This window comes from Polynucleobacter sp. UB-Tiil-W10 (assembly GCF_018881605.1).
GTDB lineage: Bacteria > Pseudomonadota > Gammaproteobacteria > Burkholderiales > Burkholderiaceae > Polynucleobacter.
Genome location: NZ_JACVPZ010000001.1, coordinates 1,061,822 through 1,083,052, shown reverse-complemented (window position 1 = coordinate 1,083,052; position 21,231 = coordinate 1,061,822). Strand labels below are relative to the sequence as shown.

Below are 21,231 nucleotides of genomic sequence, written 5' to 3'. Positions count from 1 at the left end.
AAAATTAATTGGCTATATTTCAGTAATGCCTCAATTTTATCTTCCCGGACCATGGGAATCCCAAAAGCCAACCACCCTCACACCTGAGGTTGCCCACCATCTGCGTGTTCGACGCATCCAAACCGGGGAATTTTTCCCAGTATTTGACGGTAAAGGCCAAATTGCCAAGGGAGAGCTCTTATCTTTGAGTGGAAAAATCGGTCAAGTTCAGTTAACGGATATCCGTACTGACACTCATCGGGAGGCCCCATACGCCATTACTTTGGCCCAAGGACTAGCCGGTGGCGACAAAATGGACTGGATTGTAGAAAAAGCGGTCGAGACTGGCGCGCAAAATATTGCGCCCATGCAATGTGAGCGGTCCATCCTAAAACTGACGCGTTCTAGCGATTTAGAGCGTGCCCAGAAGCGAATTGCCCATTGGGAAGGGATTATCCAGGCAGCCTGTGAACAATGCGACCGGACCGTTTTTGCCAGTCTGGAACCGATACAAACATTTGAAGCTTATTTAATCGCAAGCCCAAAGCCTGCTCTCAAGCTACTACTAAGTCCTGATGCCACCAAAAGCATGTATTCAGTGCTGATAGAAAATAATCCCCAAGATATTGTCCTGATGATCGGACCGGAAGGGGGCCACTCTCCCGAAGAAGAGGCTCAAGCGCAAGCTGCTGGCTTTCAATTAGTCTCCCTAGGTGAGCGGGTGCTCAGAACTGAAACAGCGGGCGTTGTGGCTATTACAGCAGTTCATAGTGTGTGGAACCCTGAAATGCAAAATCGCCTCAATTAGAGGCGATTTACAGAACTTCTAAGGCTTTAGCAATTAAGCAAAAGAGTAGAAGACGCGATATGGAGTACGGCGCTCGGCCCAGAAATCAACGGCATCGCGGAAAACATCTAAAAGTGTTTCACGAGCTTCTTTGTCAAACTTCTGAGTACATGGCAAACCTTCTAGCACCACCACAAAGCCAGGCTGTGGGCCTGATTTATCAACTGTAGTAGTCAAGGCATCCAAAAGAGGATCGTAGTTTTTTGCCTGCTGCTTTGTAAACGAGTAAGCAATTGCAATCGACTCCAATACTTCGCCTTTAGTCATGGCATTGGCGCAATTGGCATAAATAAAGTGCTGACCCAATTCAGTGGCCGCTTCCTGTAAATCAGGAGTACGGAAAGCACGAATAGATTGCACGATATTAGGTCGCACACTGCGCAACATTGCCGGCGGTCCGGCATCGCGAACGGCCAAAGCGGCACGCCAAGAAGCTGTCACTTTTTTCCCCGAAACTTGATTTGCTGCATAGGTTTGTAAACGAGATAAACCGCCTTCAGCGTAAATATTGGCAGCCGATGACTCAGTTTCGAGTCGATCATTGCTATCCCAACTTTCAGCGCGGCTGTGTTCATCGAAGCTGGCTGTATTGCTGTTTTCAGAGCGATTATTCATGATGGGTGCTAGGTTACCCGTAACACGCCATCAAATCAAGCCCAAATACAGTGCATTTTATATAACACACTGATTTATATAGAAATAATTTATGTAAGTTATTGCTAACTTACATAAATTACCAATTCTTAAGAAATACCTCTAGCGTTGCTTGCCGCTTCCACAACTGCCAAAGTTGTCACATTCACAATACGGCGAACAGTCGCCGCTGGAGTGAGAATATGAATCGGCTTAGCAACACCTAACAACAATGGGCCAATTGCAATGCCATTGCCCGCCGCTGTTTTTAACAAGTTGTAAGAAATATTTGCAGCGTCAATATTTGGCAAAACCAACAGATTGGCATCGCCCTTCAACGCAGAAGAAGATACTGCGCCCTCACGAATGCTTGCATCCAAGGCGCTATCACCGTGCATTTCTCCATCAACCTCAAGAGTTGGATCTGCTTTTTGTAGCAATGCCAATACTTCGCGCATTTTGATTGCTGATGGTGCGTTGCTTGAACCAAAATTGGAATGGGATAGAAGTGCAACCTTAGGAGCTAGCCCCAGCTTTCTCATTTCACTAGCAGCCATGAGAGTGAGATCTGCCAACTGTTCGGCAGTAGGGTCAAGATTAATATGGGTGTCTACCAAAAATACTTGGCGCCCCGGAAGAATTAAACCTGACATCGCACCATAAACATTCGCGCCAGGCTCATGCCCAATCACTTCATCAACATACTTTAAGTGCGTGGCGATATTTCCAACCGTGCCAGAAATCATGCCATCTGCCATACCTTTTTGAATTAAAAGACTTCCAATCAAACTATTACGGCGGCGTACTTCTAACTTAGCAAACGATTGTGTGACACCCTTGCGCTCAGTAAGGGCAAGGTAGGTTTGCCAGAAATCACGAAAGCGTGAGTCATTTTCTGGATTAACAAACTCAAAGTCATCGCCCGCCTTCATGCGCAAACCAAACTTCTCAATGCGATGTTCAATAACGGCTGGGCGCCCAATCAAAATCGGTGTAGCAAGGTGCTCATCAATAATGATCTGTACTGCACGCAATACACGCTCGTCTTCACCCTCGGCAAACACAATGCGTTTTTGATTGGCTGGGACGCGCTTTGCAATACTAAAGAGCGGCTTCATCAAAGTACCTGAGTGGTACACAAATTGCTGCAACTGATTGCGATACGCATCGAAATCTTTAATTGGACGCAAAGCCACACCATCATCCATTGCAGCCTTAGCAACGGCTGGCGCAATCACTGTGATTAAACGGGGATCAAATGGTTTTGGAATCAAATATTCCGGACCAAAAGATAGATTTTCAATACCGTAAACGGATGCCACCACTTCACTCTGTTCCGCTTGAGCCAACTCCGCTACAGCCTTGACTGCTGCGACTTCCATGCCACGAGTAATGGTGGTTGCACCCACATCTAAAGCGCCACGAAAAATGAATGGGAAACACAAAACGTTATTTACTTGATTTGGATAATCAGTACGGCCCGTTGCCATCACTGCGTCTGGACGAACTGCCTTTACTTCTTCAGGCAAGATTTCAGGGGTTGGATTTGCCAAGGCATAAACCAATGGCATAGGCGCCATCTTCTTGACCATATCTTGCTTCAATACACCGCCGGCAGAAAGTCCCAAGAAAATATCAGCACCTTCAATTGCTTGATCGAGCGTGCGCAGATCTGTCTCTTGGCAGAATGGCTCCTTCTCAGGATCCATCAATTCTTTACGGCCCTTATATGCAACACCAGCTAAGTCAGTAACCCAAATATTTTTACGCTGAATACCAAGGTCAACTAATAAATCTAAACAGGCTAATGCTGCCGCACCCGCACCCGAAGTAACAAGTTTTACTTCTTCTACTTTCTTGCCAACTACCTTCAAGCCATTCAGGATAGCTGCCGCCACAACAATGGCTGTGCCGTGCTGGTCGTCATGGAAGACCGGAATCTTCATGCGCGCTTGTAACTTACGCTCAACCACAAAACAGTCAGGGGCCTTAATGTCTTCTAAATTGATGCCGCCAAATGTTGGCTCTAATGCCGCAATTATTTCTACTAACTTATCAGGATCGTTTTCATTAACTTCGATATCGAAAACATCAATGCCGGCGAATTTTTTAAATAAAACTGCTTTACCTTCCATCACCGGCTTACTAGCTAGCGGTCCAATATTTCCCAAACCTAAAACAGCGGTGCCGTTCGTGATCACGCCAACTAAATTTCCACGTGCCGTGTACTTGAAAGCATTCGCCGGATCTTTAACAATCTCTTCACAAGGAGCAGCAACACCAGGCGTATATGCCAGCGCTAAGTCTCGTTGATTGGTCAGTTGCTTGGTTGGGGCAATTTCAATTTTGCCCGGGGTAGGAAATTCGTGGTACTGAAGAGCAGCCTCTCTTAAGGCTGCAATTTGTTGTTCTTTACTATTTTCTTTGCTCATCCGCTAACTCGCTAAGTTCTGTCTTATCTTCGTATATCTAAGACTTTAAGTGTTCAATTCTATTCCTCTCGGGCATTGACCACATAACAGCCATAAAATGGGGTATGTCTTCTCATTCGAAACCCCTTGGAGAATTTGACCTGATCGAACGCTTCTTTAAAACAGGAGCGGATTCTTTGGGTGCCAATGCTGATCAATCAATTGCCTTAGGGATTGGCGACGACTGCGCCCTACTCAGACCACCAGAAAATGCAGAAGTTGCCATTACTAGCGATATGTTGATTGCAGGCAGACACTTTTTTCCAGACGCCAATCCTGAGCTATTGGGCCACAAAGCCCTTGCAGTCAACCTTTCAGACCTAGCAGCTATGGGTGCAAGGCCGCTAGGATTTACGCTGGCAATTGCCCTTCCAAAGGCTGATAGCCACTGGCTCGAAGGATTTTCTAGGGGTCTTCTTGCCATCGCCAAAGAATATTCTTGCCCTCTAATCGGTGGCGATACTACTGCTGGCCCCCTCACTATCTCCATTACTGCTTTTGGTGCCACCCCCAGCGGGAAAGCCATTCGCCGCTCAGGGGCAAAACCTGGTGACGATATTTGGATATCCGGTGCAGTTGGTGATGCAAGGCTCGTACTTGCTGCACTGCGTCATGAAATAAATCTACCTGCTGATGATTTGCAGGAAATCGAACACCGCATGCATCAGCCAACCCCCCGAATTGAATTGGGGATCCAATTAAGAAATATTGCGAGCGCCGCTTTGGATGTATCCGATGGATTGCTTGGTGACTTACGTCACATTCTGAAGCAGTCACATGTCGATGCAGAGATCATCTTGGATAAGCTACCCAAGTCGAGTATCTTGAAAAAACAAGAGTCTTCCATTCAAAACTTGTTTGCAGCATGTGGTGGAGATGATTATGAAATTTGCTTTACAGCACCATCTAGTCAGCGCGATATCATTCAAACTATTAGTCATTCACTCAACCTGCCTTTAACATTGATTGGCAAAACACTCCCTAAAAAAGATGTTGAAGAAGAAATATATTTACTGGATACATTTGGCATACTTCTGAGTGATGCAGAAACAGCACCCCTTTTAAACTCATTTGATCACTTTGCAATATGACGAATCTTCATCATCCTGCAGAGGTGAAGCCAACCTTCAAATGGGTATTCCAAACCGCTAGCCGCACTCTTGCTTTTGGCTTTGGTAGCGGCCTAAGCCCTGTAGCTCCGGGCACTGCCGGCACCCTCTGGGCTTGGGCGGCCTTTCTAATAGGTGAATATTTTCTCAGTACTGAAGACTTCCTGTGGATTATTGGTGGCGGTATTTTGCTCGGCTGCTGGATTTGCGGTTTTGTCAGTGAAGAATTGGGTAAAAAAGATTTTGGTGGCATTGTTTGGGATGAGATCGTTGCTTTTTGGCTGGTGCTGATCTTCATCATGCCGACTAATATTTGGATGCAGATGATTGCTTTTGCGCTATTTCGATTTTTTGATGCAATGAAGCCAGGCCCCATAGGGATGATTGATCATCACTTTAAAAGTGCTGCGAGTGATGCCGCTCAACATTCAACTTATCTTCAAATCATATGGCGTGGATTTGGCATTGTGGTGGATGATCTAGCGGCCGCGTTCTGTACGCTGCTCGTGATGGCTTTAATACAGTTCTTAATTAAATAATGAACCTCAATGAACGCCAGCGATCTCACTAAAACCTTGGCTGATATTTTGCTCTCCAGAAATTGGACACTATCGTTAGCGGAGTCTTGCACTGGCGGCCTTGTATGCGCCACTCTTACCGAGCTAGCTGGCTCAAGCGAATGGTTTGAACGTGGCTATATCACTTATAGCAACGAAGCTAAAAACGAGTGTCTTGGTGTTCCAGCCCAACTCATTGAGTCCCATGGGGCGGTGAGTGAGCAGACTGCAAAGGCCATGGCAGAAGGTGCCCGAATCAATTCAGGTGGTGATGTAGCCATCTCCATCACTGGAATTGCAGGGCCATCCGGCGGTTCAGCAGATAAACCAGTGGGAACAGTCTGTTTTGGTTGGGCTACTGAGAATCAAAGTCTGACTAAAACTATGCGTTTTGACGGCGATCGTCAAGCAGTAAGACGGCAAGCAACTGAATTTGCACTTACTGAGTTAATCGCACTACTCCGAAGTTAAGCACAAAGCCAAACTGCCAATTACTTCATCCAACCTTTGCTGTGGAAGTACCAAAGCGGAATGATTGCTGAAACCACCATGGCACCTATGGCCATTGGATAACCCCAGGTTGCATCCAACTCAGGCATGTGCTTATAGTTCATACCCCAAATGCTAGCTAGCAAAGTTGGTGGCATTAAGGCTACTGATACCACCGAGAAGATCTTGATGATCTTGGACTGGTTCAAGTTAATGAAACCAACGGTAGCATCCATCAAGAAGTTAATCTTATCGAATAAGAATGCGGTGTGATTTTCCAAAGAATCAATATCGCGCAAAATTTGACGCGCTTCTTCTTGCTGTTCATCAGAGAGTAACTTGCTGCGCATTAGAAAAGACAAGGCTCTGCGGGTATCCATCACATTGCGACGAATACGCCCGTTGGTATCTTCTTCTTTAGCGATTGTTTCGAGAACTTGCTCAGCATCCGCATCGTTAATGTCATCTTGCAAGACTCGCTTACCGGCCTGCTCAAGATTTTCATAAACTTCTTCTAAGGCATCAGCAGAATATTCAGCATCAGTCGAATACAGATCGAGCAACACATCTTTTGCATTGCTGACTGATCCTGGACGCAAACGCGCACGCAAGCGAACCAAGCGGAATACTGGCAAATCTTCGTCATGAATTGAGAACAGCACTTGCTTGGTAAGAACAAATGCAACTCGAACGTTGCGAGAGGTCTCTTCTTCATCCAACAAGAAGTCAGTGCGGATATGGAGGTGACCGTCATCTGCCTCAAAGTAACGCGCAGAAGCTTCTAAGTCGCCCAAGTCATCTAACTCGGGCAAAAGCACACCAAACGCCTCTTTAATCCAAATCAATTCCTCTTCTTCTGGATCAACGACGTCAATCCAGATAGGATTGGCGTATTGCAACAATTCATTGCGATCTTCGACTTGCTCTTGAGAGAGGCGGCCATTTTGCAGGACGAACAAGTTGATCATGGTGAACTCCTAAGGAATGTGCGCTAGTTTATCCTATAGAACATGACAGTTTCACTAAAATAAGCTAAATCCAATGAACTCTCGCTCAAATACCTTTACCCAGCAACTCCAGTCCGCATGGGCTTCTCAAGGCAGCATGCTGTGCGTTGGTTTTGACCCAGACCCAAAGCGCTTGCCCCTTAGCCTGCAAGGGAAACCCGAGGGCATCTATGAGTTCTGCCGAGAAATCGCTGATGCAACCGCGGATCTAGTCTGTGCATTCAAGCCTCAATTTGCCTACTTTGCCTCCCAAAGAGCAGAGGCTCAGCTAGAAAAGCTCATTAAACATCTCAAAGATAAATACCCTCATATCCCCGTAATCCTGGATTCCAAACGTGGGGATATCGGCAGTACTGCTGATCATTACGCGCTTGAAGCCTTTGATCGCTACGGCGCCGATGCAGTCACTGTGAACCCATATATGGGTTTTGACACAATTGAACCTTACCTTAAGCATGCAGGCAAAGGGGTGATTGTCTTGTGTCGCACCTCTAATCCCGGAGGCTCTGATTTGCAGTTTCTGAATGTAGCTCCCGATGGGGAGCCTCTTTATCTCCATGTGGCCAAACTTGCAGCACAGCAATGGAACAGTTCCGGTCAGATCAGCCTCGTCGTGGGCGCAACCTTTCCAGAAGAAATCGCTAAAGTACGTGCCATTGTTGGTGATATGCCTTTATTAATCCCAGGTATTGGGGCTCAAGGCGGGGATATTGATGCCACTGTCAGCGCTGGAAAAATAGCCAACAAGCCAGGAACCGGCATGATCATTAATTCCTCGAGAGCCATTTTATATGCCAGCTCAGGAGCTGATTTTGCTCAAGCAGCTAGAGCTGTTGCGGCAAGTACTCGTGATGCACTTCGAGCCGCTGCAAGCAAATAATTTAATCAGGAAGCTTGGATTACAACCCTAAAGCGAAGTATCTTTCTTACCTCTTGGGGTAGGGTGCTAAGGCCACACGATCCATATTTTCTAAGATAAATTCTTGGCGAGTCGGAAAGTGAATATTGGCTTTACGACAATACTGTTGCTTATCAAAACACTTTGGTGCCGGTAGAGCAGAGGCTAGCGCTGCAGCCTGCTCTCGATCCAACCCCGCCGAACTTACAGCGTAATAGTGCTGAGAAGCAGCACCTATTCCAAAAATACCCTCGCCCCACTCTACTGAATTGAGATAAATCTCAAATAATCTTTGCTTGGACAGTGTTAATTCTAAAAGCCCAGTGATGATGAGTTCCTGCCCCTTGCGCAAATAGTTTTGCTCTGAAGACAGAAATAAATTTTTTGCTAACTGCTGGGTAATAGTCGATCCGCCTCGTAAGGCAGTTTTAGATTTACTACCTGATTGGCTCTTTTGTTGATTTTTCTGCCAGGCTTTTTGCATATCTTCCACTCGCACGCCTTTATGTTGAAAGAAAATATCGTCTTCGCTAACTAAAACAGCACGCTTCAGGTTATTAGAGATTTTGTCATAAGGCACCCATTTCGACTGCACTGAGCAAGTCCAATGCCAGCTACATAAGCGCCAACGCTCCGCCCTCTGAAATGCAGTGCTGCTGGGATCCAAATTAATCCAGAGGGCTATTTGCAACGCAAAAAAGATTTGCATTGCTACAAACCCTGCTAGCAAACACTTCACTGGGTAAAGAAGCCAGCGCATCAGGGCAAACTAACTACGTAACTCCGCCAATACTGCACGAGGATTAATAACGGTCGCTAGTTGTGAGCCCCGCCATAACAAGAAGGCATCAGCAGCTTGCTCTACCAACATTCCAAGACCGTCACTGACGCGTGCGCCTCGCTGCAAGGCCTGCTGCATGAATGCAGTCGTTTTGCCATAAACCATGTCATAAGCAAAAGAACTGGGCATAAAAATATTGCTGACTGCCTTCGGCGTTAACGGAGACTGATCGGTTAAGCCTGCAGCAGTAGCATTAATAACCAAATCAAAAGGATGTTGGGTTTTGGCACTGTCTTCCAATTCAGCCAAAGTACGAGATTCCAGCGCAACCTCTTGAGATGCAGCTAAATCAGCGAAGAGTTTTACCAACTCATCTGCTTTAGCGCTTGAGCGATTAGCAATGATGAGGACCTTTGGAGATTGCTCAAGCAAGGGGCCAATTACTCCACGCGCAGCTCCACCAGCACCGATCAGCAGAATACGAGCACTGTGAAGTGCAATGCCCTGCGCCAAAAGATCACGCACTAATCCAGCTCCATCAGTGTTATCACCAAAAATTTTGCCTTCTATTTTCCACAAGGTGTTGACTGCGCCCGCTAGTTGCGCGCGTGGCGTTAATACATCAGCCAGATTTTGAGCATCCAGCTTAAATGGCACGGTGACATTCATCCCCTTTCCGCCCGCAGCAAAAAATGCCTTAGCGGCTTGGGCAAAAGAATCCATCTCAGGCTGAAGTCGACCATAGTGCATACGCTGCTTAGCTTGCTCTGCAAAACGCTGATGAATCAATGGTGATTTACTGTGAGAAATTGGATTTCCAGCCACTGCATAGACATCCATACCCGAGAAAAGGCTTGGATCAGTATGCAGGGCGCTGGTATTTGTGGAACTCATGATGACTACAGAATAAGCGAATTTAGAAACTTTACAAAATTGTATTAATGGCGTAGCTCGAGTCGATCCACACCATCGCGAGTGAATTCAAAAGTAGAAATCCAATCCAAGACATCAATTTGATTACGCATTTCTGATGGGAAGGCACCAAAAGGCGCCGAGGCTCTGATGATTGCTAGCGCCTGACGATCCAACTCGGGATTACCGGAACTACGCCCAATCGAGAGCCCATCCTTGCCCTGAGCATTAGTCGTGATTCTGCCTTGATTATCAACACTGACTACGATTACCAAACTACCGTATAAAGGACGTCCATTCGCTCTTGGAAAAAAGGCGCTTCCATAAGCCTCAATCTTTTGGCGCATCGCATCGTAGTAATGCGCAAAGGTAACTGCTTTTGTATTGGCTCCGGTTAGCACCTTACGCCTTGGCTCCTTCCCATCAGCCTGAAGCCGCTTGGCTAACTCCGCCTCTAATGAATTTAATTGAGGGGTAATTTTTTGCTCATCACCGCTTTTTCGACCGCCAGAGCGACTGCGTTGCTCATCTAATTTAGCGAGCATTTGCTTTTGCTGTTTTTCTAAAACCTCGAGCCTAGCCTCCGCACCTAATCTGGCGCGGTGCATAGCAGTGGCTTCTTGATTTTCGGTTTTACCGCCGCCCTGTAAATCAGCCTGCGCCAACTTTTTTGCTTTCTGGGGTGGAGTTTTATTACTGGCGTTTACCAACACAACACTCAGAGGAGTATTTAACCGGCGATTTTGAATTTCGCCAACACCCCAACGAAAGGATAAGAAAAGTACGTGAATGAGTATCGAAACTAATAAGGCAAACCGGAATGGATAACGATTCCAAGCGCTATGCAAAAAACGCAAAGCTTTTTCAAGCTTCTCAGGACAAGGAAACACTTGCGATTTAATCTGGGCTAACATCTTTTTCAGAAGTATCTGATACCTCTTGTTCTGATACTTGATCAGTCACCGTCTTTTCAGAAGGCTCAATCTTTGCCTCAATCTCCAGCACTCGCACACCTGCACTTAGCTGTAGCAGATCTACATCAGACACTACAACTTCTGCACGAGTCATACGCGGATGGGCTGCCAATTCAGGGATGTGTAAATGTAGGGGGACTGATTCCACTCTAGACATGCCCTCCTTGAGGTGCCGAACATAAACCGTCTTAGATTCAGCTTCTTGAGTAATCCAACGCAGACACCAATACTTCTCCAATCGATCCTGGAACTCTCCATATGCTTGATAGCAAGATTCGAAATCAGCAGCTATGCCCATTAGGGTTGCATCACGGGGCGGAAAAGGCGCAACCATCTTGGCAGTTACGCCATGCTTTGCCAGAGCGATTAATTGCCATTGATTGACTAAATCCGAATACCGACGCAAGGGGGATGTGCACCAAGCGTAATAATCTAAGCCCAAACCTTCATGTGGTCCGGGGGTTGTTTGCATACGAGTACGCAATGGCCCCCAGCCCTTCTGAGTCCTAAATAATCCCGGCAAACCATGATCCGCTAGAAGCTGACCAGAAGCGCTATTACAGAAAATCATCCACTCGGCAACGATAGTGTCCAAAATTGACCCGCGCTGGCGTGGCACGATGTCAACACGCTGCACTCCATCAGTTTCTTGAATCTGGAAATGAAAGTCTCTCGCTAAGGCATTTGGATCTATGAGGCCCAGTTGCTCAGCGCGCAAACCATTTTCCACACGCTTTTCTTGACGCCCCGCGTGAAGATGCTTGGCGGCTTGCCACAAAGTTGCCAGTTCTTTGCGATAGGGGTAGCTAGCACCCTCATCAAGCAAACTCTCCTCACTGACGAGATGCTCAATATCTTCTAAACGTAAATTTGCTGCCATCGGCACCAACTCCGCACGCATCTGTAACGTATCTCGATTGACCAAACCTTGAGCATCAATATCCACATAGATGGAAAGTGCCGGTCTAGGCATTCCTTCGTCCAATGAGAATTGATCAATCACCGACTCTGGCAACATCGTAATTTTGTCGCCTGGAAAGTACACCGTGGACATCCGATTACGCGCCACCTGATCCAATGGGTCATCTTTGGTAATCGCTAAGCCTGGCGCAGCGATGTGAATGCCTACTCGATGCCCACCCTCAATTACTGTGACTGATAGAGCATCATCAATCTCGGTAGTCCCTGAATCATCAATTGAAAATGCCTTCACCTCAGCCTGCGGAAGCTCAGCGATAGCAGCCGCATAGGCTGCTTGGTCTATTCCAACACTGGGGTTATGTGCAGCACCATTCGGAAAATGCGCCTTCAGAAAAATTCCTTGGTGATAAGCCAAAGGCGAATCGATTGCACCACAACGAATCATAAGTTGTGCTGGAGATTCACCGGTCTCATTACAAGCAGCAATGAATGCCTTGTAAGCAGAGGTATTTTTATCTGGGGAGAAAAGCAATTGTTTGGCTGAAGACTTCAGCGCCTCAGGGAAAGTGCCGGCAACTAACTCTTGCTGCCAAACTGATTGCTGCTCGAGCTCTTTTTGCTTACGCTCTAAAGCCGCTAGCCCAGCCTGCAGTTGTTCAAGCGGTGCCCGCTGAAAGCGGCCGCGCCCTTTACGACGAAAAAATACTGGCGCTCCCTGCAAAGCAATCGCTAGCGCAACTTGTTGCGGAATACTCGCTTGCGAGCCGAAGTACTCATGTGCAACATCAACCAAACCAAACTCTTCGTCTGGGGCGCAATCCCAAAGAAATTGCAAATCAATATCAGCAGTCAGAGTATGAGCTTCATCCATTGCTCCTTGAGCTTCTGGCTTTTCAAAACGCAGCCATACTTCCCTGGCTTTGAGTTTGAGCTTTTTTCCAGAAAGACTGGTTGCCTGCCAAGACTCCGCATCTCCAGTGCCTGAGGCTGACTGGACTGTGGCGATCTTAATATCGCCACCTTCTTCATATAAAAGATTCATGCTTAGAGGGAGATCCCGCCGCTGGCCTCTAATGCCACCCCATTGACATAGCTTGCTTCATCGCTAGCTAAGAATAAATACACGTTTGCCATTTCAGTTGGGGTACCTAAGCGCCCAAGCCAACTGCGCCTTTCAATGTCTTGCAGAATATTTTCTGGCATAGCTTTGACCATTTCAGTGGCAATAAAGCCAGGGCACACCGCATTTACTCGAATACCTTTTGGACCAAGCTCGCGCGCCCATGTCTTAGTAAAGCCAATGACACCAAATTTAGTAGCCGAATAATTGGTTTGGCCAAAATTACCGTAGATACCCACTACGCTCGAGGCGTTCACTACTGAGCCAGAGCCGGCCTCGAGCATGTGGGGAACAATCAGTTGAGTGCAATTAAAAACGCCCTTCAGATTGACATCAATTACCGTATCAAACTGCGCTTCAGTCATCTTCACTAAGCGTGCATCTTGAGTGATGCCGGCATTATTAATTAAGATATCAATACGTCCGTGTTTTTGCATTACCTGATCTACGACCGACTGAATGCTAGCGCGATCAGTGACATTCATAGCGTAGCCTTCTGTATTGGGTATTTGAGCGACAGCGCCATTGACAGCCTCTAAGTTGATATCAGCAAGAATGACTTTTGCGCCCTCTTGAGCAAAACGCTGCGATGTAGCAAACCCAATGCCTTTAGCGGCGCCAGTAATGATGGCTACTTTGTCTTTTAATCTATCACCCATTTTTTGCTTTCTATTTTTACTTTTTGTTTTTTACTTCGCCGCAATGGCTTTTAATAGCTTTTGATGTACACCGCCAAACCCGCCATTACTCATCACCAAAATGTGATCGCCTGGCTTTGCTTCTTGTGCAACCGCCTTCACTAAGGCCTCAAGATCATCAAAAGCATACGCTTTACCCTGCTCGCTTTTATTCAGCGGGGATAAGACCTCAGCCAAGTCCCACCCTAGAAATTCTTTTCCGGCGTTAGCTCCATAGGCAAAAACTTTATCAGCCGCCTCCAAACTTCCAGGAAGTTGGGCTTTCATCACGCCAAGCTTCATCGTATTGGAGCGTGGCTCGAGTACCGCCAAAATACGCGCCTTACCAACTTTACGACGCAAGCCATCCACGGTAGTTGTAATCGCTGTTGGATGATGCGCAAAATCATCGTAGACAGTGGTCTCATTGGCAACACCGATAGTTTCAAGGCGACGCTTCACGTTTCTGAATTTTTCCAAAGCGCGGGCAGAATCTGCTGGAGAAATACCTATGTGGTTTGCAGAGGCAATCGCCGCAAGCGCGTTGAGTTGATTATGTCTGCCCATCACACCAGAATCAGACGCCCACTTCACTGTGGCAAGTTCTTTACCTGACTTACACACAATAAATCCATCGTCCTCTTGGGAAATCAATGACCATTCATTTGTCGCATCTTGCCCAAAGCGCTCTACAGGCGCCCAAGCACCACGTGTAATAACGTTTGCTAGTGCCGGCTCTTCACCATTCACCACTAACAAACCATCGCCAGGAACTGTTCGTACTAAATGATGGAATTGCGTTTCAATAGCTGCAAGATCAGCAAAAATATCAGCATGATCAAACTCTAAATTATTGAGTAAGGCAGTACGAGGACGGTAGTGCACAAACTTACTACGCTTATCAAAGAAGGCGGTGTCATATTCATCTGCCTCAATGACAAAATATTTACCCTCACCTAAACGAGCCGAGACTGTGAAATTGAGAGGCACACCACCGATGAGATAGCCAGGCTTATAGCCGTTGAATTCTAAAATCCACGCTAGCATGGCTGAGGTTGTTGTTTTGCCATGAGTGCCCGCCACAGCCAAAACATGCCTGCCGTATAAAACTTGTTCACCCAACCACTGTGGTCCAGAGATATAGGGCAGCCCTTGATTGAGAATTGCCTCCATCAATGGATTGCCGCGTGAAACCACATTTCCGATCACAAATAAATCAGGCATGGTCTCAAACTGAGATAATTGATCTGGCGAGAACCCCTCAATCAGTTCGATGCCTTGAGATTCAAGCTGCGTACTCATTGGTGGATACACGTTGGCATCACAACCCGTAACGCGATGTCCAGCTTGCCTCGCGATTGCGGCAATGCCGCCCATGAAAGTACCGCAAATGCCCAAGATATGTATATGCATTAGCGAATTTTAGCGAAGGAGTTGCAGTGAACCGCAGACAATGGAGCATCATCGTCACAATTAGTCTTTTGGCCCTCCTTGCGGGAGTGCTGACTTCGCAATGGATTTACAAAAGTAGCTTGGCAAGTGATCCAGCTGTAAAAGCATTTTTTGCAAATTCTTGGCAAACTCCGGACGGAAAAACAGTTGATACCCAAAAATGGCAGGGAAAAGTCCTAGTTGTAAACTTTTGGGCTTCCTGGTGCCCTCCTTGCGTTGAGGAAATGCCTACTTTGGACAAGCTTCAACAAGAGTTCTTACAGCAAAATGTCTTATTTGTTGGCATTGGTATCGATTCACCCCCTAATATTCGTGAATTTCTCTCAAAAACACCTGTTAGCTATCCAATCGTCATTGGCGGCCTTGAGGGCAGCAATCTTTCCAAGCAACTGGGAAATTCTCAGGGCGCCCTTCCATACACCATCATCATCAATGCCAAGGGCAAAGCAACCTATAGCAAATTAGGGAAGATAAGCGAAGATGACATCAGAAGTGCCATTAAATCTGCCTTATAAACATTTTTAAGATACAAATGAATTTATAGGCATTTCTAAATATGCTTAATAATTAGGCATTTTTGTCAATATTTTTGAAGGTGTCACCTTTAAAAGGTTGGAAAATTCCTATTTTTTGGATAACTTTTTGATCTTTTTCTGCCTTTAAAAAGGTATACTTGCCTCGTAAGCAATCAAGCATGAAGTTGTTTAGCAATTTAAGCTTAACTGCCTCTAAAAACAGGGATCTATGTCGAAAAAAGCTTCAATTCTCGTAATTCAAGGCCCGAACCTAAATCTATTAGGCACCCGTGAACCAGATGTTTATGGCAAAACCACCCTTGAAGACATCCATAAAAAGTTGGGCGAACTAGCTAAAGCGCAGTCCGTAGATCTCGGTACCTTTCAAAGCAATCATGAAGGCGAGTTAATTGACCGCATTCAAAAAGCCAAACAAGATGGGGTTGATTTCATCATCATCAATCCAGGCGCCTTTACCCACACAAGTGTTGCCTTACGTGATGTTTTGGCTGGGGTAGCCATCCCTTTTACAGAAGTCCATTTATCCAATATTCATCAGCGTGAAGAATTCCGCAAGCATTCCTATCTTTCCGATATTGCGACTGGGGTGATTTGTGGACTTGGCGCAATAGGCTACGAACTAGCACTGCAAGCGGCTATTACTCGTTTGCAGCAATAAAACTACTTAAAGAATTACAAGAGAGGAAGCACCCTTATGGATCTAAGAAAACTAAAAACCTTGATCGATTTAGTATCTGAATCTGGTATTTCAGAGCTCGAAGTAAATGAAGGCGAAGATCGCGTTCGCATTGTCAATGCTGGATCTTCTGCTCCAGCTGGTCAAGTGGTTTACGCCAATCAAGCGCCTGCACAAACTATGCAAACTGCACAGATGCCCAGCGCTCCAGCTCCAGTTGCGCCCGTTGTTGAAGCGCAAGCTGTGCAAACTGGTTTTGTTGCTCGCTCTCCAATGGTGGGGACTTTCTATCGCGCTCCAAATCCAGAATCGCCAAACTTCGTCAATATTGGCGACACAGTAAAGGTGGGGCAAACACTTTGCATCATTGAGGCTATGAAGTTACTCAATGAAATTGAATCTGAACAAGCTGGTGTGATCAAAGAAATTCTCTGTGAAAACGGTCAAGGCGTTGAATTTGACCAACCACTTTTCATCATCGCTTAATTAAACATCATTCTTGATCATTAGATCCATTCCAATTCACCGTAACTTAACTCAGAGCCGACATGTTCGATAAGATTCTGATTGCCAATCGGGGAGAAATTGCTCTCCGTATCCAACGCGCATGCCGCGAGTTGGGAATTAAAACTGTAGTGGTGTATTCCACTGCAGATAAAGAAGCGAAATATGTAAGGCTTGCTGATGAAGCAGTATGCATCGGACCGGCTCCATCTCCGCTTAGCTATCTCAATATGCCAGCAATTATTTCTGCAGCGGAAGTAACCGACGCAGAAGCAATTCATCCTGGCTACGGTTTCCTCTCCGAGAATGCAGACTTTGCAGAACGTGTTGAGAAATCTGGCTTTGCGTTTATTGGACCTACAGCAGCCTCCATCCGCTTGATGGGTGACAAGGTTTCCGCCAAGCGCGCCATGATCAAAGCAGGCGTGCCTTGCGTACCTGGTTCTGAAGGTGCGCTTCCTGATGATCCAAAAGAAATTATTGCAACAGCAAAAAAAGTTGGCTACCCAGTCATCATTAAAGCTGCAGGTGGTGGTGGTGGTCGCGGTATGCGCGTTGTGCATACTGAGGCAGCCCTCATCAATGCAGTAAACATGACGCGTGAAGAGGCCGGTCGCGCCTTCGGCAATCCAGAAGTCTATATGGAGAAGTTTTTAGAGAAACCACGCCACGTAGAGATTCAGATTTTGGCCGACACCCATGGCAATGCCATTTGGCTTGGCGAGCGTGACTGCTCCATGCAGCGTCGCCACCAAAAAGTGATCGAAGAAGCGCCAGCACCAGGCATTGATCGTCGTTTGATTGCCAAAATTGGTGAGCGCTGTGCGGAAGCATGCCGAAAAATTGGTTATCGTGGTGCGGGTACCTTTGAGTTCCTCTACGAAGATGGCGAATTCTTCTTTATTGAGATGAACACCCGCGTTCAGGTTGAGCATCCCGTGACTGAAATGATTACCGGGGTGGACATCGTTCAAGAGCAAATTCGTATCGCCGCTGGCCTGAAATTAAGTTATCGCCAGAAAGACATTGTTTTCCGTGGTCATGCTATTGAGTGCCGCTTGAATGCTGAAGATCCATTTAAGTTCACCCCCAGCCCAGGCAAAATTGGTTCATTCCACATGCCCGGAGGCCCCGGCATTCGAGTCGACTCACATGCCTACAGTGGCTATGTGGTCCCATCAAACTATGACTCCATGATTGGCAAGTTGATTTCATACGGCAATACTCGTGATCAAGCTATTCGCCGGATGCAAATTGCGCTTTCTGAGATGGTGATTGACGGTATTACCACTAACGTCCCACTACACCGTGAACTAATGCTTGACCCCAATTTTATTGAAGGTGGTACCAGCATTCATTACTTGGAGCATCGCTTAGAAGAGCAAGCTGCAAGTCGCGGTAAATCTTAATTCATGCTAGCAAAGCGAACGCCTAATGTCCTATCGTGAGCTGGTATTTACGGTAGCTGCTGAAACTGCTGAACCCTTAGGTGACGCACTCCTGGAATTGGGCGCCCTATCGGTCACCGTTGAAGATGACGCTGCTGGTGGCTATGATGAAAACCCTCTCTATGGAGAGCCTGGACTTTCACCAGAAGTGCAAGCATGGGATAGATCGGCGGTAACGGCTCTCTTTAATCCAGAGATTGATTCCTCCGGAAGCGCAGAATTTATTCCTGAACTCCTTGCTTCCCTCAAGGAAGAGGGGTTTCATCTAAGCCCTCCCCAAGAGAAGACAGTCGAAGAGCAAGACTGGGTCAGGCTCACCCAAAGTCAATTCTCGCCCATTCAGATCGGCGAACGCATCTGGGTCGTGCCTTCTTGGCACGATGCACCAAGCGATCCCAATGCGATTTGTCTTGCTGTTGATCCAGGCCTTGCATTTGGCACAGGCAGCCATCCCACTACCCACCTATGCCTGCTTTGGCTTGAACAACAAACTGCTTTGCAGAACCAAAGCTTATTGGATTACGGTTGCGGTTCAGGAATTTTGGCAATTGCCGCAGCAAAATTAGGTTGCAGTCCCGTGATTGGTACGGATATCGATCCTCAGGCCATGGTTGCAGCACGCAGTAATGCAGAAATTAATAACACCACGATTCGTTTTGTTCTTCCTAACGAAGGCGCCCCAGAACTCGCTGCAGAAACAAAATATGACATCGTGATGGCTAATATTTTGGCTAATCCATTGCAAGTTCTTGCGCCCGCATTGGTTAACAAGATGAAATTAGGCGGAAGAATTGTTTTATCAGGCGTGCTAGCGCGCCAAGCAGAAGAAGTGATTGCCACCTACAGTCAATGGTTTAAACTTTCCGTATGGAAAGAGAGTGAAGGTTGGGTATGCTTGCATGGAACCCTTTCTCAGAATAAGCAAGGTGACCAAGAATCTGTTTTTGCTGCACCTGCTCAAAAAAAAAGTCTTAAGTTAGCTCTATACGCCGCTTTATTGCTGCTACTACTTGTTTTTGGTGAGCATCTCTCTAGAAATTCATTGCTTCCTATGTTGGCGCCGCAAGTTGACGGAACATCTAATTCATTTTCTGTTCGTGCGTTTCATTTTTTGCAACGCTTCGATGCAAAACTTTGTAGTGCACTAGGATGTTTAGATCGCGCTGTAAGCGATTTTGCTGCCTGGAAAATAAACGAAGCCGCACTCTCACCAGAAACCGCGCGAGAAGGGCTTAAAAGCCCTGCAAATCAATCTGTATTGCAAGTTGAGATACAAAATCGGTTGGCGATTACAGTTTTACCGCCAAATTTAGAAATTACTCTGACTGATGCAGAGGAATCTGAAATCAAAGTGCTGCAATTTACGCCGCAAGAATGGCTTCCTAAAACTTGGCAAGAGGCACATCCTGATTTATTTAACAAAGGTATTCCCTCCGGCGAACTGTTACAGATTGAATTGCCTATTTCATTGCCACCAAATGCGGCGGGCTATCGCGTTCGGGTGTTTTACCCCTAATTCTATTTATTAACACTACATTTATCCCCTTATAGGAAGCAATCTATGTCTAGCTTGATCTGTGGCTCCATTGCCTATGACACCATCATGAACTTTGAAGGCAAATTTGCCGATCAAATCTTGCCCGAGCAGATTCACATCCTGAACGTAGCCTTCTTGGTACCAACAATGCGCCGAGAGTTTGGTGGATGCGCTGGTAATATCGCCTACAACCTCAATCTTCTAGGCGGCGACCCTATCATCATGGCGACCGTTGGTGGTGATGCTGCCCCTTACATGAATCGCCTTAGCCAACTCAAAATTGACGCAAGCCATATTCGCCAGATAGACGATGCCTTTACTGCGCAAGCCATGATCACAACCGATCAAGCTAATAACCAGATAACCGCATTTCATCCTGGTGCAATGGGCGAATCACACCTCAACCAAGTTTCGGCTGTTGTAGCGGAACGCAGTACAAATGCCAAAAGCCCAGCGAAATTGGGAATTGTTGCACCCGATGGGCGCCAAGGAATGTGGGAGCACTGCCATCAACTGGCAGATGCCAATATTCCATTCATTTTTGATCCAGGCCAAGGCTTGCCAATGTTTAACGGTCCCGAGCTTTTGGAATTAGTGGATATCGCCAGCTACCTAGCGGTAAATGACTATGAAGGAGAAATGCTTTCGCAAAGAACGGGCTTAAGTTTGGCAAAAGTAGCCGAGCGCGTTAAGGCACTCATTGTGACTAAGGGTGCCGAAGGTGCAGATATTTACTTTGAAGGTAAATGTATTGCTATCCCACCAGTACCAGCTATAAAAGTCATAGATCCAACTGGTTGCGGCGATGCTTTCCGCGGTGGATTGCTGTTTGGTTTAGAAAACGATATGGACTGGGAAGCTACCGGTCGCCTAGCTAGCCTGATGGGTTCAATCAAAATTACCCATCAAGGACCACAAAATCATCAATTGAGCAAAGATCAGATCACAGAGCAATTTAAAGCGGCTTTTGGCTTTAGCTTCTAAGAGCTTTCAATAGACTCCGATGTAGATCAGAGTTATTCAGGAACAGTGTGGAAATAAAAAAGGGGTCTCGTAAGAGACCCCTTTGAACTTCACCCGTCCTAAGCAAACGCTTATGGACGTGTGCCAGTTGGGAAGGGCCAAGCAGCGGCAGGATTCAACGCACTAGTCGCTGGTGCAGCTTTCTTAGCCGCGGGCTTTTTTACAGCGGAGCCCGCTTTCTTCGCAGCAGGCTTACTTACTTTTTTTTTGCTACTTTACGTGCTACTTTTTTAGCAGCTGGCTTCTTAGCAGCAACTTTACGTGCTACTTTTTTAGCAGCTGGCTTCTTAGCAGCAACTTTACGCGCTACTTTTTTAGCAGCAGGCTTCTTTTTAGCTACTTTTTTAGCAGCAGGCTTTTTAGCAGCTACTTTTTTAGCAGCAGGCTTCTTTTTAGCTACTTTTTTAGCGGCTGGTTTCTTAGCGGCTACTTTTTTAGCAGCTGGTTTCTTTGCAGCAGGTTTTTTCTTGGCGATTGCCATAGTATTGCTCCTTCACGTGAGGATTAGTACAAACTACATTAAGAAGACCCGACCACTCATTTCCGCCTGGTTTTGCAACCTTTTGGATCTGGCGAGCGAGCCATTCATCGGCGCGCGGCTTGATGCTAAGTGCTGCACGCTAATGAATCCTGGAAAAAAAGCCGTGACCCCAAAGGGCAACGGCTTCTTAAATGTGCTG

20 protein-coding genes and 2 pseudogenes are annotated in these 21,231 nt (G+C 46.5%); 12 read left to right on the top strand and 10 right to left on the bottom strand.

Annotation, left to right across the window (positions count from 1 at the left end):
• The first annotated feature begins 25 nt into the window (after positions 1-25).
• A complete protein-coding gene (locus ICN33_RS05515) occupies positions 26-787 on the top strand; it encodes a 16S rRNA (uracil(1498)-N(3))-methyltransferase (protein WP_216195201.1) in 762 nt (253 codons plus the stop codon).
• Between the two features lie 33 nt (positions 788-820).
• On the opposite strand, the gene ICN33_RS05510 is transcribed toward ICN33_RS05515, so the two are convergent.
• Together ICN33_RS05510 and ICN33_RS05505 are read right to left on the bottom strand one after the other, a co-directional pair.
• Positions 821-1,441, bottom strand: a complete 621-nt coding sequence (locus ICN33_RS05510) for a barstar family protein (RefSeq protein WP_215321414.1) — start codon at positions 1,439-1,441, stop codon at positions 821-823.
• 128 nt (positions 1,442-1,569) lie between these two features.
• The gene (locus ICN33_RS05505) at positions 1,570-3,891 is read right to left on the bottom strand and encodes an NADP-dependent malic enzyme (protein WP_216195199.1); all 2,322 of its coding nucleotides are present in this window, start codon (positions 3,889-3,891) and stop codon (positions 1,570-1,572) included.
• Between the two features lie 104 nt (positions 3,892-3,995).
• Between ICN33_RS05505 and thiL the strand changes: the two genes are divergently transcribed.
• The 3 genes from thiL to ICN33_RS05490 are packed head-to-tail and all read left to right on the top strand — an operon-like array spanning position 3,996 to position 6,067.
• Entirely contained in the window at positions 3,996-5,021 is a 1,026-nt protein-coding gene (gene thiL, locus ICN33_RS05500; RefSeq protein WP_216195197.1) for a thiamine-phosphate kinase, read from the top strand.
• Positions 5,018-5,578 (top strand): phosphatidylglycerophosphatase A, encoded by a 561-nt coding sequence (locus tag ICN33_RS05495; protein ID WP_216195195.1) that lies wholly within the window; start codon positions 5,018-5,020, stop codon positions 5,576-5,578. Before thiL ends, ICN33_RS05495 begins: the two co-directional genes overlap by 4 nt.
• Before the next feature lie 9 nt (positions 5,579-5,587).
• A complete protein-coding gene (locus ICN33_RS05490; RefSeq protein ID WP_216195193.1) occupies positions 5,588-6,067 on the top strand; it encodes a CinA family protein in 480 nt (159 codons plus the stop codon).
• Between the two features lie 20 nt (positions 6,068-6,087).
• On the opposite strand, the gene corA is transcribed toward ICN33_RS05490, so the two are convergent.
• Complete coding sequence (gene corA / locus ICN33_RS05485; RefSeq protein WP_215358999.1) at positions 6,088-7,053, bottom strand: magnesium/cobalt transporter CorA; 966 nt, start codon at positions 7,051-7,053, stop codon at positions 6,088-6,090.
• Between the two features lie 73 nt (positions 7,054-7,126).
• Between corA and pyrF the strand changes: the two genes are divergently transcribed.
• Entirely contained in the window at positions 7,127-7,972 is an 846-nt protein-coding gene (gene pyrF, locus ICN33_RS05480) for an orotidine-5'-phosphate decarboxylase (protein ID WP_216195191.1), read from the top strand.
• 46 nt (positions 7,973-8,018) lie between these two features.
• Here the strand turns inward: pyrF and mtgA are convergent, their stop codons facing one another.
• Genes mtgA through mpl form a run of 6 tightly spaced genes read right to left on the bottom strand, consistent with a single transcriptional unit; the run spans position 8,019 to position 14,788 of the window.
• Complete coding sequence (gene mtgA, locus ICN33_RS05475) at positions 8,019-8,750, bottom strand: monofunctional biosynthetic peptidoglycan transglycosylase (protein ID WP_216195189.1); 732 nt, start codon at positions 8,748-8,750, stop codon at positions 8,019-8,021.
• Between the two features lie 9 nt (positions 8,751-8,759).
• Entirely contained in the window at positions 8,760-9,665 is a 906-nt protein-coding gene (gene aroE, locus ICN33_RS05470) for a shikimate dehydrogenase (RefSeq protein WP_216195187.1), read from the bottom strand.
• A gap of 44 nt (positions 9,666-9,709) precedes the next feature.
• The gene (locus tag ICN33_RS05465; RefSeq protein ID WP_216195185.1) at positions 9,710-10,597 is read right to left on the bottom strand and encodes an energy transducer TonB; all 888 of its coding nucleotides are present in this window, start codon (positions 10,595-10,597) and stop codon (positions 9,710-9,712) included.
• Positions 10,581-12,620, bottom strand: a complete 2,040-nt coding sequence (locus ICN33_RS05460) for a ribonuclease catalytic domain-containing protein (protein WP_216195183.1) — start codon at positions 12,618-12,620, stop codon at positions 10,581-10,583. Before ICN33_RS05460 ends, ICN33_RS05465 begins: the two co-directional genes overlap by 17 nt.
• A 2-nt stretch (positions 12,621-12,622) precedes the next feature.
• Complete coding sequence (gene fabG / locus ICN33_RS05455) at positions 12,623-13,357, bottom strand: 3-oxoacyl-ACP reductase FabG (protein ID WP_216195181.1); 735 nt, start codon at positions 13,355-13,357, stop codon at positions 12,623-12,625.
• 30 nt (positions 13,358-13,387) lie between these two features.
• The gene (gene mpl / locus ICN33_RS05450) at positions 13,388-14,788 is read right to left on the bottom strand and encodes a UDP-N-acetylmuramate:L-alanyl-gamma-D-glutamyl-meso-diaminopimelate ligase (protein WP_216195179.1); all 1,401 of its coding nucleotides are present in this window, start codon (positions 14,786-14,788) and stop codon (positions 13,388-13,390) included.
• Between the two features lie 26 nt (positions 14,789-14,814).
• On the opposite strand from mpl, the gene ICN33_RS05445 reads away from it, so the two are divergent.
• From ICN33_RS05445 to ICN33_RS05420, 7 genes and pseudogenes are all read left to right on the top strand, one after another.
• Complete coding sequence (locus tag ICN33_RS05445; protein WP_216195177.1) at positions 14,815-15,342, top strand: redoxin family protein; 528 nt, start codon at positions 14,815-14,817, stop codon at positions 15,340-15,342.
• 229 nt (positions 15,343-15,571) lie between these two features.
• Positions 15,572-16,021 carry a type II 3-dehydroquinate dehydratase gene (gene aroQ, locus ICN33_RS05440; protein WP_216195175.1) on the top strand — a complete coding sequence of 150 codons (450 nt, stop codon included), beginning with the start codon at positions 15,572-15,574 and terminating at the stop codon, positions 16,019-16,021.
• 36 nt (positions 16,022-16,057) lie between these two features.
• Positions 16,058-16,525: an acetyl-CoA carboxylase biotin carboxyl carrier protein gene (accB, locus tag ICN33_RS05435; protein ID WP_216195173.1), complete on the top strand. Its 468-nt coding sequence runs from the start codon at positions 16,058-16,060 to the stop codon at positions 16,523-16,525.
• 62 nt (positions 16,526-16,587) lie between these two features.
• Positions 16,588-17,952, top strand: coding sequence for an acetyl-CoA carboxylase biotin carboxylase subunit (gene accC / locus ICN33_RS05430; protein ID WP_216195172.1), 1,365 nt, complete (start codon positions 16,588-16,590; stop codon positions 17,950-17,952).
• Positions 17,953-17,977: 25 nt separating this feature from the next.
• A pseudogene (gene prmA, locus ICN33_RS10405) lies at positions 17,978-18,898 on the top strand (50S ribosomal protein L11 methyltransferase); the annotation flags it as partial.
• Complete coding sequence (locus tag ICN33_RS10400; protein ID WP_255530826.1) at positions 18,887-19,507, top strand: DUF3426 domain-containing protein; 621 nt, start codon at positions 18,887-18,889, stop codon at positions 19,505-19,507. The pseudogene prmA and the gene ICN33_RS10400, both read left to right, overlap by 12 nt.
• 45 nt (positions 19,508-19,552) lie before the next feature.
• Positions 19,553-20,512: a carbohydrate kinase family protein gene (locus ICN33_RS05420; RefSeq protein ID WP_216195168.1), complete on the top strand. Its 960-nt coding sequence runs from the start codon at positions 19,553-19,555 to the stop codon at positions 20,510-20,512.
• 110 nt (positions 20,513-20,622) lie between these two features.
• Here ICN33_RS05420 and ICN33_RS05415 read toward each other — a convergent pair.
• A pseudogene (locus tag ICN33_RS05415) lies at positions 20,623-21,032 on the bottom strand (histone H1-like repetitive region-containing protein).
• Between the last annotated feature and the right edge of the window lie 199 nt (positions 21,033-21,231).